General features: G+C 74.5%; 10 protein-coding genes. All 10 read left to right on the forward strand.

The window, feature by feature from the left end:
- Positions 1-142 precede the first annotated feature (142 nt).
- From EYB28_RS05530 to EYB28_RS05575, 10 genes are read left to right on the forward strand one after another with little or no spacing between them, the layout of a single operon-like run.
- A complete protein-coding gene (locus tag EYB28_RS05530) occupies positions 143-6148 on the forward strand; it encodes an Ig-like domain-containing protein (protein WP_240930403.1) in 6006 nt (2001 codons plus the stop codon).
- A 55-nt stretch (positions 6149-6203) separates the two neighbouring features.
- Positions 6204-7178, forward strand: coding sequence for a MoxR family ATPase (locus EYB28_RS05535; protein WP_166845535.1), 975 nt, complete (start codon positions 6204-6206; stop codon positions 7176-7178).
- Between the two features lie 11 nt (positions 7179-7189).
- A complete protein-coding gene (locus tag EYB28_RS05540) occupies positions 7190-8548 on the forward strand; it encodes a DUF58 domain-containing protein (RefSeq protein ID WP_240930404.1) in 1359 nt (452 codons plus the stop codon).
- Positions 8541-11075 carry a transglutaminaseTgpA domain-containing protein gene (locus EYB28_RS05545; RefSeq protein ID WP_166845537.1) on the forward strand — a complete coding sequence of 845 codons (2535 nt, stop codon included), beginning with the start codon at positions 8541-8543 and terminating at the stop codon, positions 11073-11075. Before EYB28_RS05540 ends, EYB28_RS05545 begins: the two co-directional genes overlap by 8 nt.
- Positions 11072-12634, forward strand: coding sequence for an RDD family protein (locus EYB28_RS05550; RefSeq protein WP_166845539.1), 1563 nt, complete (start codon positions 11072-11074; stop codon positions 12632-12634). The genes EYB28_RS05545 and EYB28_RS05550 overlap by 4 nt, the downstream gene beginning before the upstream one ends.
- Positions 12631-13467 (forward strand): PP2C family serine/threonine-protein phosphatase, encoded by an 837-nt coding sequence (locus tag EYB28_RS05555; protein ID WP_166845540.1) that lies wholly within the window; start codon positions 12631-12633, stop codon positions 13465-13467. Before EYB28_RS05550 ends, EYB28_RS05555 begins: the two co-directional genes overlap by 4 nt.
- Complete coding sequence (locus EYB28_RS20525) at positions 13464-15131, forward strand: FHA domain-containing protein (RefSeq protein ID WP_304599233.1); 1668 nt, start codon at positions 13464-13466, stop codon at positions 15129-15131. The genes EYB28_RS05555 and EYB28_RS20525 overlap by 4 nt, the downstream gene beginning before the upstream one ends.
- A complete protein-coding gene (locus tag EYB28_RS05565) occupies positions 15132-16733 on the forward strand; it encodes a serine/threonine-protein kinase (RefSeq protein WP_166845542.1) in 1602 nt (533 codons plus the stop codon). It abuts the gene before it with no gap.
- Positions 16730-17440, forward strand: coding sequence for a hypothetical protein (locus tag EYB28_RS05570; protein WP_166845544.1), 711 nt, complete (start codon positions 16730-16732; stop codon positions 17438-17440). The genes EYB28_RS05565 and EYB28_RS05570 overlap by 4 nt, the downstream gene beginning before the upstream one ends.
- A complete protein-coding gene (locus EYB28_RS05575; protein ID WP_166845547.1) occupies positions 17437-17703 on the forward strand; it encodes a hypothetical protein in 267 nt (88 codons plus the stop codon). Before EYB28_RS05570 ends, EYB28_RS05575 begins: the two co-directional genes overlap by 4 nt.
- Positions 17704-17734: the final 31 nt, after the last annotated feature.

A 17734-nucleotide genomic window follows, 5' to 3' on the forward strand; every position in this document is an offset into this window, starting at 1 on the left:
CGGCTGTTGCTCGGGGACGAGATCTGGCAATCTTGCACCCGGCCGGATCTCGCGGCGCGTCGTCGACGACGGACGCGGCACCGCCGGGGTCGGCGCCGATCGACATCATTCTCAGGGGGAGCCGTTGGGCCTGTTCACTCGCGTGCGCGCTGACCGACGCACGGCCGTCTCGACGACGGTCGTGATCGCGCTGTCCGCCGGGATCGCGGTCGCGGCAGCCCTCTACGACGGCGAGGCCACGGCCGACGTCGACCTCGACGACTCGGGGGTGTGGGTCACCAAGGAGTCGGGCGGGCTCGTGGGCCGCTTCAACACGGAGGCGCAGGCGCTCGACGGCACCCTGCTCGCGGGGAGCCAGTCCTTCGACGTGGACCAGCAGGCGAGCGACGTGCTGGTGTCGGACGCCGGCTCCGGTTCGGCGAGCGTCGTCGACGTGGCCCGGCTCAAGTTCGCCTCGACGACGAAGCTCCCGCCGAACGCCAGGACGTCCATGGGCGGCGACCGCGTCGCGGTGGTGGACGGTGAGACGGGGGCGCTCTGGGTGACGCCGGTCGACAGGCTGGCGTCGCTGGACACCGAGGAGGTCGACCCCACCGCGACGCTCGACGGCTCGGCGCAGGTCGTCGTCTCCGAGTCGGGCATCACCTACGCCGTCGTGCCCGCGCGGGACGTGCTGTGGACCGTCGAGCCGGGCAAGGAGCCCACCACGACCACGCTCGACATGCTCGACGGCGGGGACGACGTGGCGCTCACGACCGTGGGCGACGACGTCGTGGTCCTGGACCGCAGCACGGGCGAGCTCCGGCTCCCCGGCGGCGAGACGGTGGACGTCATGGACGCCCAGGGCGCGCAGCTGCAGCTCCCTGGCGAGAGCTCCGACTCCGTGGCCTACGCGACGTCGTCGTCGCTGGTGCTGCAGCCGCTGGGTGGCGGCACCGCCACGCGGCGGCAGGCGTCCGGCTCGCCGGCGTCGCCGGTCCAGCTGGGCGGCTGTCTCTACGGCGCCTGGTCCGGCAGCGGGCAGATCGTCCGCGACTGCGAGGGCACGGACCGCGACGTCGACCGCGCCCTGGAGGGCCTGTCCCAGAGCTCCGTGCTGCAGTACCGCGTCAACCGCAACAACGTGGTGCTCAACGACCTGTCCGCCGGCACCCTGTGGATGGCGCTGGAGGAGTACGAGAAGGTCGACGACTGGGACATCAAGCTGCCGGAGCAGGCGGAGGGCTCCGACGAGGACGCCGAGGACGCCAAGCCCGAGCTGGTCGACCAGACGGTCGTCGACCGCAAGAAGCAGGACCCGCCCAAGGCGGAGGACGACGACTACGGCGTGCGGCCCGGCCGGGCGACGGTGCTCGACGTGCTGGCGAATGACCTCGACCCGGACGGCGACGTCATCACGGCCGAGCTGGTGGGTGACCAGCCGGACGGGTTCCGGGTCGAGCGCGTGCTCGGCGGCAAGGCGCTGCAGGCGGTCGTGCCCGAGGACGCGTCGGGCCAGGAGAGCTTCACCTACGAGGTGAGCGACGGGCGCGGCGGCACCGACCAGGCCAGCGTCTCCGTCAGGGTGGTGCCCGAGGACGAGAACAAGGCGCCGGAGCAGACGGGTGAGCCGGTGCTGCGGGTGGAGCGGGGCAAGTCCGCGAGCATCAAGGTGCTGCCCTTCTTCCGCGACCCCGACGGCGACGACGTGTACCTCGCGGCCGCGGAGTCCACCGTGCAGGGTGACGAGGTCCGGTCGTACCCCGACGGGACGGTGGAGTTCCGCGACAACGGGACCGCGACGGGCCGCAAGAAGGTCACCGTGACGGTCGGCGACCGGCGCGACGGCACGGTTGAGGGGACGCTCTGGGTGGACGTGCTCGGCGACAGCAACGAGGCCCCCGTGGCGGTGGGGGACCACGTGGTCGTCACGGCGGGCCAGCCGGTCACGGTCGAGCCGCTGAAGAACGACTCCGACCCGAACGGCGACGAGCTCCGGCTCGCCAAGGTGAACAACGCCGCGCCGGCGGAGATCACCCCGAACTACGACGCGGGCACCTTCACGTTCCTCGCGCAGGAGCCGAAGTCCTACGACGTGCTCTACCAGGTGAGCGACGGGCCGAACGCGACGACGGGCGTGGTCCGGGTCGACGTCCGGGCCCCGGACGACGCCTCCGGCGCGCCGATCGTCGTCTCCGACACGGCGATGCTGCCTGCGGGCGGGTCGACGCTGGTGGACGTGCTCGCGAACGACACCGACCCGGCGGGCGGCGTGCTCGTGGTGCAGTCGGTGGAGGTCCCCGACGACGCCGGGGTGTCCGTAGCTGTCCTCGACCACCAGATCCTGCGCATCAGCGAGACGCGGCGGATCCCGGACTCGGTCGTGCTCAAGTACACGGTCTCCAACGGCAACGACATCTCCACGGGCGAGATCCGCGTGCTGCCCGTCCCGCCGCCGCAGCGGCTCCAGCCGCCGAACGCCGCCCCGGACGAGGTGACCGTGCGGGTCGGGGACTACGTCAACATCCCCGTCCTGGAGAACGACTCCCATCCCGACGGGCTCGAGCTGACGCTCGGCGAGAAGCTCGAGCAGGACGTGGACCCCGCCATGGGCGAGGCGTTCTTCTCCGAGGACGTGCTCCGGTTCCGCGCCGGCTCGGAGCCGGGCACCGCCTACGCGATCTACACGGTCCACGACCCGAACGGTCAGGAGGACTCGGCCCAGGTCACGATCCACGTCCGAGGCGGCGAGGAGAACACGGCCCCCGTGCCGCGGGACGTGGAGGCCCGCGTGCTCGCCGGCGGGACGACGCGCATCCCCGTACCGCTGGACGGCATCGACCCCGACGGCGACTCCGTGCAGCTCACCGGGCTGGCCACCGGGCCGAGCCAGGGCAAGGCCGAGGTCGTGGACGGCTTCGTCGACTACCGGGCCAGCGAGGACGCGTCCGGCGCGGACTCGTTCCGCTACTCGGTGCAGGACGCCCGCGGCGAGATCGCCACCGGGGTGATCCGGGTCGGGATCGCCCGTCCGCCGGAGACGAACCAGCCGCCGGTGGCGGAGGACGACGAGGTCACGGTGCGTCCCGACCGCCGGGTCGCGGTCCCCGCGCTGGAGAACGACTCGGACCCGGACGGCGACCGGATCGGCCTCGTGCCCGGCGCGATCGAGGGTGGCGAGGACCTGTCGGCGGAGGTCTCGGGTGAGCGCGTCGTGGTGCGCACCCCGGGCGCCGAGGGCACGTCGACGTTCTTCTACGCGATCGAGGACACGTACGCCGCCCGCGCGTCGGCGTCCGTGAGCGTCACGGTGGCGAAGGACGCGCCGCTGCAGCCCCCGGTGGCGCGCGACGACTCCGTGGTGGTGGCGGACATCCTCGGCCAGACGTCGGTCACGGTCCCCGTGCTCGACAACGACGAGGACCCTGACGGCGCGGCGGACGACCTCACGGTGGAGACGTCCGCGGAGTCGGCGACGGTGAGCCCCGAGGGCGAGATCGAGGTCGCGCTGACCGAGGACCGCCAGGTCATCACCTACACGGTCACCGACGTCGACGGCCTGACCGCGAAGGCGTTCCTCGTCGTGCCCGGGCAGGCGTCGACCCAGCCGATCCTCAAGCCGGGCCAGGCCCCGCTCGAGGTGAAGTCGGGCGAGTCGCTCGACATCGACATCGCCGACCACGTGCTCGTCGTGGAGGGGCGCAGCCCGCGCCTCACGACGGCCGACCAGGTGAAGGCCCTCGAGGGCGAGGCCGACGTGACCGGCAAGACCACCATGACCTACACCCCCGAGGGCGAGTACGTCGGTCCGGCGTCGGTGACGTTCGAGGTGACCGACGGCGACGGTCCCGACGACCCGGACGGCCACACGGCCGTGCTGACGCTGCCGATCACGGTGGTCCCCCCGGACAACCTGCCGCCTGAGCCGGGCTCGCCGTCCGGGCAGGTCGCGGCGGGCGAGGAGAGCGCCGTCGACCTGGGCCGCTTCGCGACGGACCCGGACGGGGACGACCTGCGCTTCGAGCTCGGCGGCCTGCCCGAGGGGCTCGGCGCGACGCTGTCGGGCTCGCGGGTGACTCTCGAGGCCGACCCCACCGTGCCCAAGGGCACCACGCTCACGGTCCCGTACACGGTGACCGACGACGAGCACCCGCCGGTGGACGGCGAGATCACCGTCGAGGTCGTCGCCTCCACGCGGCCGCTGGCCCGCGCCGTCGAGGACGTCGTCGACGACGCGCACCAGGGCGAGCCGGTGTCGGTGCCCGTGCTGGCCAACGACTCCAACCCGTTCGAGGACCGGGGGCCGCTCGAGCTCGTGGGCGACCCCATCGTCGACACCGGTGTGGGGACCACGACGGTGGACGGCGACCAGGTGGTCGTCACGCCGCAGGAGGACTTCGTGGGCACGATGGTGGTGCGCTACACGGTGCAGGACGCGACGCAGGACTCGGACCGGAATGTCGAGGGCCGGGTCACGCTCAACGTGCTCGGTGCGCCCGAGGCGCCGACCACACCGCAGATCGAGGAGGTTCGCTCGGAGACGGTCGTGCTGTCCTGGACCCCGCCGGAGAACAACGGCTCCGAGATCACGGGCTACACCGTCACGTCGGACCAGGGCGACACCTTCGCCTGCAAGACGACGACGTGCACCCTCGACGGCCTGACGAACGACGTCACCTACACGTTCACCGTCGTGGCGGAGAACGCCGTGGGCGAGTCGGAGGAGTCGCCGGCCTCCGCCGAGGCCCGGCCCGACGAGAAGCCGGACCCGCCGGCGGCCCCGCAGCTCGAGTTCGGCGACGAGTCGCTGGTCGTGACGTGGCAGAACGCCACCTACGACGACCGGTCGGCGATCGAGTCGGTGAACCTGGAGATCTCCCCGGCGCCCGCGAACGGCGAGACGCAGAAGGTCGGGGTCACCGGCGAGCGGATCGTCTGGGAGGGCCTGACCAATGGCACCGCCTACAAGGTGCGGGTGCAGGCGGTCAATAAGGCGCCGGACCCGTCGGACTGGGGCGCGTGGTCCACCACGATGGTCCCGGCCGGGCCGCCGGCCGCGCCGGCCGCGCCGTCGGCCTCCCGCGTGGACACGCCGCTCGGCGGCCAGGTGCACGTCACGTGGAACGCCCCGGACGCCAACGGCGACCCGGTGAAGACCTACCACGTCGGCGTGTTCCGGGACGGCGAGCGTGTGGCCACCGAGACCAGCTCGACCACGTCGATCGACCTGGAGGGCCTGGACACCAAGGCGAGCTACTCGTTCACCGTCGTGGCCGAGAACAAGGCCGGCAAGGGCGACGCGAGCCCGCGGTCGAACGAGGTCACCCCGTACGGTCGGCCGACCGTCCCGGGCACGCCGTCGGCGAGCGTCGGGACGGGCATGAGCGGCCAGGCGGACGTGTCCTGGGGCGCGTCCGACGACAACGGCGACGCCGTGACCTACACGGTGGAGACGGACCAGGGCGGCAGCCGGGACACGACGGCCACGTCCCTGACGTACTCGGGGCTGTCGAACGGCACCAACTACCGGTTCCGGGTCCGCGCCTGCAACGCGGCCGGCTGCTCGGACTGGACTCCGTACTCCAATCAGGTGAAGCCGTTCGGGCCGGTCCCGACGCCGACCGTCACGGCCAAGGGCGGCGATCAGAAGGTGTCCTTCACCTGGTCGACATCCACGAACGGGCGCAGCATCTCCGTCAAGGTCTCAGGGGCGTTCTCCAGCACCGCCAAGAGCGGGAGCAAGACGGTGAACGCCGGATACTCGGACACCAAGAAGATCTGCGTGACCGCGACGGACACGGAGGGGCAGTCCGCGCAGAAGTGTGCGAGCGCGAAGTCGGACCCGAAGCCTCAGCCGACGGTCACCATCAGCAAGGGTGCGCCCGAGGACGGCAGCGACCCGTACGGGGACTGCACGCACTCGTCGTGCCGGTACATCAACCTCACGATCCGCAACGCGGACCCGAACCAGAGCTTCAGCTACGAGTGCATGGCCAGCACCGGGCAGTTCTCCACCTCGGGCACGGTCTGGCACTCACCGGTCGAGCAGACGCGGACCGACGGCTCGGGCAACGCAGGGCCGCGCGACCTGTACTGCTACTACGGCAACCCGGGCAAGCAGGTGTGGGTCACCACGCCGTGGGGCAAGAGCAACACCATCACCTGGTAGGCACCGCGCCGACGACGAGGGTGGCCACGGCGCCGCCGAGAGATAGGAACATCCAATGAGCACCATGACCCCCGAGCAGGCGACCTGGTTCGCCCAGACGTTCGACCGGATCGTCAGCAACGTGGGCCAGGCCGTGCTGGGCAAGGAGGGGCAGATCCGCCTCGCCCTGACCTGCATGCTCGCCGAGGGCCACCTGCTGCTGGAGGACGCGCCGGGCACGGGCAAGACGATGCTGGCGCGGGCGATGGCGGCCAGCGTCCAGGGCACGAACAGCCGTATCCAGTTCACGCCGGACCTGCTGCCCTCGGACGTCACGGGCGTGACGATCTACGACCAGAAGACGGCGCGGTTCGAGTTCCACGAGGGCCCGGTGTTCGCGAACATCGTCCTCGCGGACGAGATCAACCGTGCCTCGCCGAAGACGCAGTCCGCGCTCCTGGAGGTCATGGAGGAGGCGCGGGTGACCGTGGACGGCGTCACGCACTCCGTCGGTTCGCCGTTCATGGTCGTGGCCACCCAGAACCCGGTCGAGCAGGCGGGGACCTACCGCCTTCCCGAGGCGCAGCTCGACCGCTTCCTCATGAAGACGTCGATCGGCTACCCGGACCTCGCCTCGACGGTGGAGATCCTCGCGGGCTCCGCCGTCCGCGACCGCAGCGCGGCGCTGCAGCCGGTGATCACCGGGCAGGCCGTCGTCGAGATGGCCGGCCTCGCGGGCGCGGTGCACGCGGATCCCGCGGTGCTGGAGTACGTCTCCCGGCTCGCGGAGGAGTCCCGCTCCGCGGCCGACGTGCAGGTGGGCGTCTCCGTGCGCGGTGCCCTGGCGCTGGTGCGCTGCATGAAGGTCTGGGCCGCCGCGCACGGGCGCAACTACGTCCTGCCCGACGACGTCAAGGACCTGCTGCAGCCCGTGTGGGCGCACCGCCTCGTGCTCGACGCGGAGGCGGAGTTCGCGGGGGCCACCGCCCAGGGCGCCGTCGACCGCCTCCTGAGCGACGTCGCCGCGCCCCAGGAACGCCGCACCGCCTGACCGGAGACCTCATGACCACCACCACCGAACCGGAGCGCACCGAGCAGGCGACCCCGGAGGCGGCGCCCGAGCCCGCGGGGGAGAAGCGCGCGCGCCGCGCGGCCGGCGCGGGGATCCGCCGGCGCGCCGCGGCGGCGGGCGCCACCCTCGGGCAGGGCACCCGCTCCGCCGCGCGCGCGGTCGGACGCGCCGCCACGGACGCGCGCGCACGCACCGCACCCGTGCTCGGGGTGGTCTCGCCGTTCGGGTGGGCCGTCCTGGTCCTCACCGCCGCGGCCTGGTGGTCGGGCACGGTGCTGCGCTGGGAGGAGTGGGTGGTCGTCGCCGTGACCGCGAGCGTCGCCCTGCTCGGCGCGATCGCCTTCGTCCTGGGCCGGCTGCGCTACGACGTCACCCTCGACGTCGCCTCCAAGCGGGTCATGGTGGGCGACCGTGCCGTGGGGCGCCTGCTGGTCGCCAACGGGTCGGCGCGCAGCATGCTCCCGGCCGTGATGGAGCTGCAGGTCGGCAAGGGCATCGCCTCGTTCCCGGTCCCGCGGCTGCGGCCCGGGGCGGAGCACGAGGAGATCTTCGCGGTCCCCACGCAACGCCGCGCCGTGATCCCGCTGGGGCCGGTGCGGTCGGTGCGCTCCGACCCGCTCGGGCTCCTGCGCCGCGAACTGACGTGGACCGAGCCGGAGGAGCTGTTCGTGCACCCGCGCACGCTGCCGCTCTCCGGCTCGTCGACAGGCCTGCTGCACGACCTGGAGGGGCGCGTGACGCCCGACATCTCCGACTCGGACGTGTCGTTCCACGCGCTGCGCGACTACGTGCCGGGCGACGACCGGCGGCACATCCACTGGAAGTCGACGGCGCGCACCGGGAAGCTCATGGTGCGGCAGTTCGAGGAGACCCGCCGGTCGAGGCTCGCGGTCATCCTGTCGACGCGCGCCGAGGACTACGGCGACCCGGAGGAGTTCGAGCTCGCGGTCTCGGTGTGCGGGTCCTTGGGGCTGCAGGCGATCCGGGAGGACGGCGGCCTGGCCGTGCTGGTGCAGCAGGGCCGGGTGCGGGGCGACCACCGGACGCGGCTGCTGGACGACCTGACCCGCCTCGAGCTGGCGCCCGCCCGCACCACCCTCGCCGAGATCGCCCGGGTCGCGTCGGCCACCGTGTCGGACGCCTCGGTCGTGGCGGTCGTCGTGGGCAGCACCGTCACGCCGACGGACCTGCGTGCCGCGGCCGTGCGGCTGCCGGTCGACGCGCGCCTCGTCGCGATGCGCTGCGTCCCTGGGGCCTCGGTCAGCCGAGGGCGCGTGGCCGACATGCAGCTGCTCACGCTCGGCGAGCTGGCCGACCTGCCGAACGCGCTGCGGAGGATGAATGACTGACGCGCCCACGCCCCCGGAGCAGACGGGGACGAGCGGTCACACGGGGAGCACCGGGAACACCGGCGCGACGTCGCGCACCTCGCTGCGCGCCGGGACCACGCGGGCCCGCGACCGGGCCTCGGGGGCCCCGCGCGCCCTGAGCGCGGCCGGTGCCGTCGACGGCCTGGCCCTCCTGCTGCTCCTCGGGACCGTGGCCGTGGGGTTCGCCCCGGCCTGGGGGACCACGGGCTACCTGGTCCCCGCGCTGGGCGGTGCCGTCGTCGGCCTGCTCGTCGCATGGCTCGGGGCGTGGCTGCGCTGGTCGGTGGTGCTCACCGCCGCGGCCACCGTGCTCGCCTACGTCCTGCTGGGCGGTGCGCTCGCACTGCCCGGCACGACCGTCGCCGGCGTCGTGCCCTCGCTGCAGACCCTGCAGGAGCTGGCGCTGGGCGCGGTGCACGGGTGGAAGGAGTTCGTCACCACGGTCCCGCCGCTGGCGTCGTTCCCGGAGCTGGCGGTCGTGCCGTTCCTCCTGCTCCTGATCACCGGCGTGCTGGCGGGGACCATCGCCTGGCGGTCGCGTCACGCGGCGTGGGCGCTCCTGCCTCCGGTCGTGGCGCTCGCCGGCGTGGCGCTGCTGGGGACGATCCTGCCGGCCTACCCGATCGTCCAGGGCCTCGTGCTCGCGGTCGTCGGCCTGCTGTGGGCCTCGTGGCGCGCCGCCGAGGCGCGGATGGGCGCGAACTCCCTGCTCACCGACGCCAGCCGCTCGGCGACCCGCCGGCTGCGCGCCCAGCGCGTGCGCGGCGGGGCGATCATGCTCGTGGCCGGCGGCCTGGCCGCCGTCCTCGCGGCCCCTCCGCTCGCTCACGGGGAACGGGTGGCGCTGCGCGAGATGATCACGCCTCCGCTCGACCTCCACCAGTACACGAGCCCGCTGGTCGGGTTCCGGCAGTACGCCAAGGACCAGAAGGACGCCGAGCTGTTCACGGTCGAGGGGCTCCCCGCCGGCACCAGGGTGCGCCTGGCGACCCTGGACACGTACTCGGGAACCGTCTACGACGCGAGCAGCGGTGGCGTCTCCGGCGTCTTCAACCGCGCGGGCGAGGCGGTCGACACCCTCGCCGAGGGCACCCGCACGACCCTCGACGTCACCGTCACCGGCTACTCGGGCGTGTGGGTCCCCGAGGTCGGGGACGTCGCGGGCTTCAGGTTCGGCGGGGAGCGGGCGTCCGAGCTCGCGTCGAGCACGTACTACAACTCGACCTCGCGCACGGCGCTGAGCACGGCGGGCCTGGGCCCGGGCGACTCCTACGAGCTCGACGCCGTCGTGGCGCCGCGGCCGGACGACGAGGCGCTGGCCACGGCCACGGTCCAGGACGTCGACATGCCCAAGCCGTCCGACCTGGCGGACGCGGTGCCGTCCAAGGCGGCGCAGTTCGCCGCGGACGCGACCGACCCGTTCGAGCGGTTCCAGAACATCCGCGACACCCTGGAGGCCACCGGGATCTACTCCAGCGGGCTGGAGAACCAGCCGGCGTCCCGCCCGGGGCACTCCGCGGCGCGCATCGACACGCTGCTCGCCCAGGACCAGATGGTCGGCGACGACGAGCAGTTCGCCGTCGCGCTGGCGCTCATGGCGCAGCAGGTGGGGGTCCCGGCCCGCGTGGTCATGGGCTTCATGCCGGAGAAGGACGCCTGGGAGCCCGGGACGCCGTACACGGCGACCGGTGGCGACGTGCGGGCCTGGGTCGAGGTCCCGTTCGAGCAGTATGGCTGGGTCCCGTTCGACGTCCGTCCCGACGAGGACAACAAGGTCGAGCCGCTGCCGCGCTCCAAGCAGGTGCCCAAGCCCCCGGTGCTCGAGTCGCCGGAGTCGCCCGAGGAGCCGCCGCAGGCGGAGGCCGGCGACGTCGAGGAGGACGACCAGGAGAAGGACGAGCCCGGCATCGACTGGCGCCAGGTGGCGGTCGTCGTCGTCGCGGTCGCGGTCCCGCTCGCGCTGCTCGCGGTCCCGCTCGTGCTGATCCTGGCGCTCAAGGCGCGCAGGCGTGGGCGCCGGCGTACCGCGCCCGAGCTCGCCGACCGGTTCAGCGGGGGCTGGCGCGAGGTGGTCGACACCGCGACCGATCTCGGCGCCGGGGTCCCGCGGGCGGCGACGCGACGCGAGGGGGCGCACCTGCTGGCCGCCCACGTCCCGGCGGCCGGCACCGCGACGGTGACGCTCGCGCACCGCGCGGACGCGTCGGTGTTCGGTGGGGGGACCCCGTCGCAGGCGGAGGTCGACGCGTACTGGGCCGACGTGGACGGCGTCGTGGGAGCCATGCACGCGGCGGTGCCGTGGCGGCGGAGGGTGGCCGCCCGGTTGTCCCTGCGCTCGCTCCGCGGCGGGGACGCCCCGCCTCTGCGGGAGGTGGCGCGGCGGCGCCTCGCGGCGGTCCCGGCGTGGTGCGCCCGGACGGCGCGTGCAGCGGTGCGCCCGGTGCGTGACAGGATGGCCCGCGCGCGGCGGCGCAAGGACAAGGCACGGCGGCAGGAGGACCGATGACGACGACGTGCACCGCCTGTGGTGCCCCCGACCAGGACGGCGCGTTCTGCGCCGTGTGCGGCACGCCGACCGTGGCGACCCCGTACCGGCCCCGCCCCGGGGAGTCCTCCGGGCAGGCGGAGAACGCGGGGCTCGAGGTGACGACGGAGCCCGAGCTGCACGGGCGGACCCAGCGCGCGCCCGCGGACATGCTGCGGGCCACGGCGGCGGCCGCCGCCGCGGCGGAACCGCCGCTCGCGGGGGTGGGGCGGCGTGCCGGCGCCTACGTGCTGGACCTCCTGGCGATCTCCCTGGTCTCGTTGGTCGCCGCGGTCGCCACCGCGCTCGCGACGGGTGTGACGGCGAAGATGGCGGACGTGTCCGCGGCGTCGACCACGATGGGGGCGACCGCGGCGACGCGCGAGCTCATGGGAGCGCTGGCCGCCGTCTACCTGGTCGCCGGGCTCGTGAGCCTGCTGTGCTGGGTCGGCCTGGCCGTGTGGGAGGGCCGGACGGGCCGGACGGTCGGGAACAGCCTGCTCGGCATCCGGACCGTGGCGCTGGCCGACGGCGGGCCGGTCGGTGTCGGTCGCGACCTGCTGCGCTGGCTGGTGCTCGCGGCGTGCGGGGTGCTCCCGCTGGTCGGCACCGTCCTCGTGCTGGTGTCGCCGACGTTCGACTCGTCCGGCCGGCGGCAGGGCTGGCACGACAAGGCGGCCCGCAGCGTGGTTCGCGACGTGCGTGGGGGGACGCCGCCGAGCTTCGCCCCGGCCTCGCCGGCGGCCCCCGAGCCTGCGGGCCGCGGCGTCGTCCCCGTCCCGGGGGCCTCCTCGGCGGAGGCCACCACGCCCGACCCCTGGGCCTTCCCCGCCGGGCAGCAGGAGCGTGGAGGCGCCGGACTCATCACGGGCGTGCCGGGCACCGGGAGCGCGGGCGCACCGGAGCCTGACGGCGACGTGGACCCCGCCACCGTGCACCGGACCGCCGGCACGGACCTCGGCACGGCGCCCACCCAGGTGCAGGCGCCGGTGCCGCCGTCGGTCGCGCCGCCGTCGGCGACGGGGCCGGTCGCTCCCGCGGCCGCGCCGCCGTCGTCCGCCGCACCCTCGCCCGTCGCGCCGGCGCCCGCCCCGCCGCAGCGCCCCGTCGCGGCACAGCCCGAGCCGGACGACCTCGAGGACCTCGAGGCGACGCGGTTCAGCGTCTCGTCGCGCCGCGGCCCGGGCGACGGGAGCGTCCCGGCGCGCATCGTCGTCGAGGTCGACCCGGACCGGCGTGTCCCCGTCGACGGGCGCACCCTGGTCGGGCGCAACCCCCAGCAGGACGGCGGTGAGCCGGCGGCGGTCCTGCGCCTCGAGGACCCCACCCGCTCGGTGTCCAAGACGCACCTCGAGCTGTCGCCCACCACGGGCGGCCTGCTCGTCACCGACCTGGGCAGCACCAACGGCAGCGCGGTGATCGCGCCGGACGGCACCGTGCACGAGCTCCGTCCCGGCGCCCCGGTGACCGTCACGGGTGGCTGGGTGCTGCAGGCGGGCGCCCGGCGCCTGACCGTCGTGGGTCCGGACGCCGGCGCATGAGCGTGCCCGTGAGCATCGGTCTGCTCTGGGGCGCCTCGACCCACCAGGGGGCGCGGCGCCGCCTCAACGAGGACTCCTACCTGGCGGGAGGCTCCGTCTTCTTCGTCGCCGACGGGATGGGCGGGCACGACGCCGGCGAGGTCGCGAGCGCGGCCGCCGTCGAGGCGCTGGCACCGCTGCGGGAGTCCGCCGTCGTGCACGAGGACGACGTGCGCTGCCGCGTCGCCACCGCGCACGACGCCGTGCGCGCCATCGAGACGGCGCCAGGCCGCGGGGCAGGCACCACGCTGTCCGGGCTGGTGCTCACCGACCAGGGCGGCGAGCCCTACTGGCTCGTGGTCAACGTCGGGGACTCCCGGACGTACCGGAGCACGAACGGCGTGCTCGAGCAGGTGAGCGTCGACCACTCCGAGGTGCAGGAGCTCGTGGACGCGGGGCGCATCACCGCGGACCAGGCGGCCACCCACCCGCGCCGCCACGTCGTGACCCGGGCGCTCGGGGCGCCGGACGACCCGGAACCCGACTTCTGGTTCCTGCCCGTGCACGCGGGCGACCGGATGCTCGTGTGCTCCGACGGCCTCACGGTCGAGCTGGGCGACCGGCGCATCGCCGAGGTCCTGCTCATGGAGGCCGACCCGCAGCGGGCGGCGGACCGGCTGGTCGCCGAGGCGCTGGAGGCCGGAGGGCGGGATAACATCACCGTCATCGTGGTGGGCGCCACCGGGTTGACGGACGACCTGGAGAGCACGGCGCCCCGGGACGGGCGCGCCGCCCACGATGACGACGACGACACGGTGCCCCGCAGGTCGCCGTGGAAGGGGGCCTGGACGTGACCGTGCGCTACGTGATCGGCCCGGCGTACGCCGTGGTGCGCGGGGACGCCGTGGTCGTGCTTCCGGAGAAGGTGACGCCGGAGCTGGTGGACGAGCTGTGGACCGCGCTCGGTGACCGCGCCGGGGTGGTGCCGGTGCTCGAGGTCCTCACGGGGTCGTTCGGGGCCAGCCTGGCGTCCCTCCCGCCGTTCGCGATGGCGGTGGCCGACGGCCGCCGGGTGCAGGTGGCGAGCCGCGGCGGCACCTCGGTGACCGTCGCGCGGGCGGACGCTCGTGAGCACGTCTCCGGGGAGGGCGTCACCACCTGGGCCGAGCGGACGTTCGACGACGTGGTGGACCTCTCCGTGCAGGTCGGCGTCACCGAGCCGGAGGAGCTGGTGGACTCCCGCGCGCTGCCGCTGGACGCGGGTGTGGCGCTCGTGACGTCCGTGGGCGCGCGGCTCACGGAGGACGACGCCCCGGCGGCCCCGCAGCGTCGCCGCGAGCAGGTGCCGGAGCCGTGGGAGGAGCCGGAGGCACAGCAGGCCGAGGCCGACGTGCCGCCGCCCCCTGCCCCGCCGGCCCCCGCGGTGACGGCCGGTCCCGACCTCGCGCCGGCACCGCCCGCACCGGCCACGTCGGCGCCCGAGGCGACGATGGTGCCGGCCTTCACCGTGACGCCCGACGACGTCCCCCGGCCGGCGGAGCCGCCCGCCGACGACGAGGGCCCCGCGGTGCCGGACCCGGCGTCCGACGACGTCGTCGAGGAGCACACGGACTACGGGCACCTGTGGGGGTCCACGGTCCATCGGGCGGTGGAGGCCGCGGCGATCCGGCCGCCGGGGGAGGACGAGGGCGAGGAGGAGCCCGCGGAGTCCCCGGCCGGGCCCGCCCCCGCGTCCCCGGCGGGCGACTCCGGGAGCCCCGAGGTCGTCGGGGCCGAGACGGCCGCCCCGCCGGCCGACGCCGCCGAGCCGACGATCGCCGAGGACCCGGCCGGCACCGCTCCGCCGACCGACGGCGACCCCGGCGTCGACGAGATCGACGGGAGCACCGTCCTGTCCTCCGCGATCGCCGACCTGCGCGCCGCCGCCACGCCGGCGCCCGACGTCGGGAGCGCCGCCGGGCCGGCCGCACCCGCGCAGGCGGGGGACCCGCTCGCGGCGTCGACCGGCGTCGCCCCCGCCCCGCCGGGCCCGTCCTTCGCGCCCGGGGCCGTCCCGGGCCGGCCGCTCATCCTGGCGCGCTCGTGTACCGCGGGGCACCCGAACCCCCCGCAGCGGGACGAGTGCGCCGCGTGCGGCCAGTCGCTCGTGGGCGAGGCCCGGCAGGTGCCGCGTCCCTCGCTGGGCGTCATGGGCGTGTCGGACGGTCCGCGCGTCACGCTGGACCGCCCCGTCGTCGTCGGCCGTCGGCCCCGGTCCCCGCGGGCCGCGGGCGACGACCTGCCGCGCCTGATCACGGTGCCCAGCCCGCAGCAGGACATCTCCCGCTCGCACCTGGAGGTGCGCCTGGAGGGATGGCACGTGCTGATCAGCGACATGAGCACGACGAATGGCACGACGCTGCTGCGCGCGGGGCAGCCGCCACTGCGCCTGCACCCGGGCGAGCCGGTCATGGTCGTGGCCCAGGACGTCGTCGACCTGGGAGACGGCGTCACGCTGACCTTCGAAGGGATCCTCTGAGTGAGTCGCAAGCGACCGCCGTCGCCGCCGCCCGAGATCGAGGGGTTCGAGTACGTCTCGCTCATCGGCTCGGGCGGGTTCTCCGACGTCTTCCTGTACCAGCAGCGCCGCCCGCGCCGACGCGTCGCCGTCAAGGTGCTGCTGCACGAGTGGACGAACGAGGGGCAGCGCGAGGCGTTCGAGGCGGAGGCCGACCTCATGGCCTCGCTGTCGACGCACCCCTCGATCGTCACGATGTACGAGGCCGACGTCGCCGCCGACGGGCGCCCCTACCTCGCGATGGAGTACTGCTCCCGGCCCAACCTGGGCTCGCGCTACCGCAGCGAGCGCCTCAGCGTGCCGGACGTGCTGCGGATCGCCGTGCAGGTGTCGGGTGCCGTCGAGGCCTCGCACCGCGCCGGCATCCTGCACCGGGACGTCAAGCCCGCCAACATCCTCGTCACCGAGTACGGGCACCCCGCGCTGACGGACTTCGGCATCTCGTCCACCCTCGACGACGCGGGGCTCGCCGAGGGCATGTCGATCCCGTGGTCGCCGCCGGAGTCGTTCGCCGAGCCGCCGCGCACGGGCGTGGCCACCGACGTGTGGGGTCTGGCCGCGACGACGTACTCGCTGCTCGCCTCCCGGACGCCGTTCGAGGTGCCGGGAGGGTCGAACTCGAGCGCCGACCTGGTGTCGCGGATCGAGACCGCACCGTTACCCCCGACCGGCCGCAACGACGTGCCGCCCGCCCTGGAGCGGGTGCTCGGCACGGCGATGGCCAAGAATCCCGAGTCGCGCTACCCGACGGCGCTCGCGTTCGCGAGGGCGCTGCAGGCGGTGCAGACCGACCTGTCGTTCGCCGTCACCCCGATCGACCTGCTGGACGAGCAGGGCCTGGTGCACGACGGCGGGGACGCGCCGGGTCCCGACGACGAGGACGAGGTGGGCACCCGGCTGCGCGAGGTCGTCTCGGTCGACCCGCGGGGCCCGGCGTCCGCAGGGGCGGGGCTCGCCGCGGCGGGGGCCGCGGGCGCCGCGCCCGCCGCTCCGGCGCCGTCGGCCACGACCGGGACCGCGACGGGCGTCCTGCCCGACGACCTGGGCGACACCGTCCACCGCTCGATGGCGACCTCCGCGCCGGTGGAGGCGCCCGCGGGCGCGCCCGCGCCCGCCGCGGCGCCGGCGCCGCGGCGCCGCGGCACAGGTCTCGTCGTGGGCCTCGTCGCGGTGGTCGCCGCCCTCGCGGTGACCCTTGCCGTCGTGATGTGGCCGCAGGGCGGCGACGAGCCGGTGGACGACGCGTCGCCGGCGGCCACGGACGCCGGCGACGACCCGGCACCCCCGGCCGACAACCTGGGCGGCCTCGTGCCCGCCGTCACCGACCTCGAGGGCGAGGCGAAGGGCGACGAGGTCGTGTTCACCTGGAAGAACCCCGACGCGCAGGACGGTGACACCTACGGCTGGCGCGAGCCGCAGGCGCTGGAGGAGGGGCACTACCAGGAGGTCGACCGGCCCACGAAGACCCTGCCCCGGGTCAAGGGCGGCGAGACGTGCATCCAGGTCGTCGTCGTGCGCGACGGCGCGTTCTCCGTCGAGCCGAAGGGGGTGTGCGTGGGATGAGCGACCTCGCGGTGGAGTTCGCGGGGGAGTGGTTCCGCCCCGACCCCGCGGGCGTGTTCGAGATCGGGCGCGAGGGGGACCTCGCGCTCGACGACAACCCGTACCTTCATCGGCGCTTCCTCCAGCTCACCCATGTGTCCGGGCTGTGGTGGCTCGGCAACGTCGGCAACCGGCTGGCGGCGACGGTCTGCGACGCGGCAGGCGGGGTGCAGTCCTGGCTCTCCCCGGGCAACTCCATCCCGATCGTGTTCCCGTCGACGTCGATCGTCTTCACCGCCGGGCCGACGACCTACGAGCTCGTGGCCAGCCTCAGCCCGTCCCCGTACGCGGAGATCCGTACCGAGGAGCCCGACGGCGGCGCCACGACGATCGGCATGATCCCGTTCACGACGAGCCAGCGGCAGCTCGTGCTGGCGCTGTGCGAGCCGATGCTGCGTCGCGACGGGACCGGGCTGTCGGAGATCCCGTCGTCGGCGGAGGCCGCGAGCCGCCTCGGCTGGACCACCACCCGGTTCAACCGCAAGCTCGACAACGTGTGCGAGAAGCTCGACAAGGTCGGGGTGAAGGGCCTGCGCGGCGGTACGGGCGGGCTCGCCACGAACCGGCGGGCGCGGCTGGTGGAGTACGCGGTGGCGTCGCGGCTCGTCACGGCGGCCGACCTCCCGCTGCTCGACGAGGCCGACGGCGACGCGCAGGGGACGCCATGAGCGCGCGCCGCAGCAGGCCGACGCCCTGGCAGATGACGGTGGTGGGAGCCGTCGCCGCCGCCGCGATCGCCTTCGTGGTGATGCTCGCCGTGGGTGTGCTGCGCGACGGCGTGGGCACCGGGAACCCGCTCGACTACTGGGCGGCGCTCGGCCGCGAGCTGACCGACCCCGTGAACTGGCGCGTCGTCGGGGTGTGCGCCCTGCTCGGCGCGGCGGTGACGGCGCTGATCGAGCTGGTCGCCCACCTGCGCCGGCGACCCTAGCGGGCGCCGTACCGAACCTGGAACGAACGAA

Origin of the sequence: Isoptericola sp. BMS4 (assembly GCF_011634835.1) — a bacterium.
Lineage (GTDB): Bacteria > Actinomycetota > Actinomycetes > Actinomycetales > Cellulomonadaceae > Isoptericola.

Excerpts from the sequence above, each read along its gene's own strand:
- EYB28_RS05545 (WP_166845537.1), top strand. The coding sequence starts at position 8,541 with ATGACTGACGCGCCCACGCCCCCGGAGCAGACGGGGACGAGCGGTCAC.
- EYB28_RS05540 (WP_240930404.1), top strand. The coding sequence starts at position 7,190 with ATGACCACCACCACCGAACCGGAGCGCACCGAGCAGGCGACCCCGGAG.
- EYB28_RS05535 (WP_166845535.1), top strand. The coding sequence starts at position 6,204 with ATGAGCACCATGACCCCCGAGCAGGCGACCTGGTTCGCCCAGACGTTC.
- EYB28_RS05550 (WP_166845539.1), top strand. The coding sequence starts at position 11,072 with ATGACGACGACGTGCACCGCCTGTGGTGCCCCCGACCAGGACGGCGCG.
- EYB28_RS05555 (WP_166845540.1), top strand. The coding sequence starts at position 12,631 with ATGAGCGTGCCCGTGAGCATCGGTCTGCTCTGGGGCGCCTCGACCCAC.
- EYB28_RS05570 (WP_166845544.1), top strand. The coding sequence starts at position 16,730 with ATGAGCGACCTCGCGGTGGAGTTCGCGGGGGAGTGGTTCCGCCCCGAC.
- EYB28_RS05575 (WP_166845547.1), top strand. The coding sequence starts at position 17,437 with ATGAGCGCGCGCCGCAGCAGGCCGACGCCCTGGCAGATGACGGTGGTG.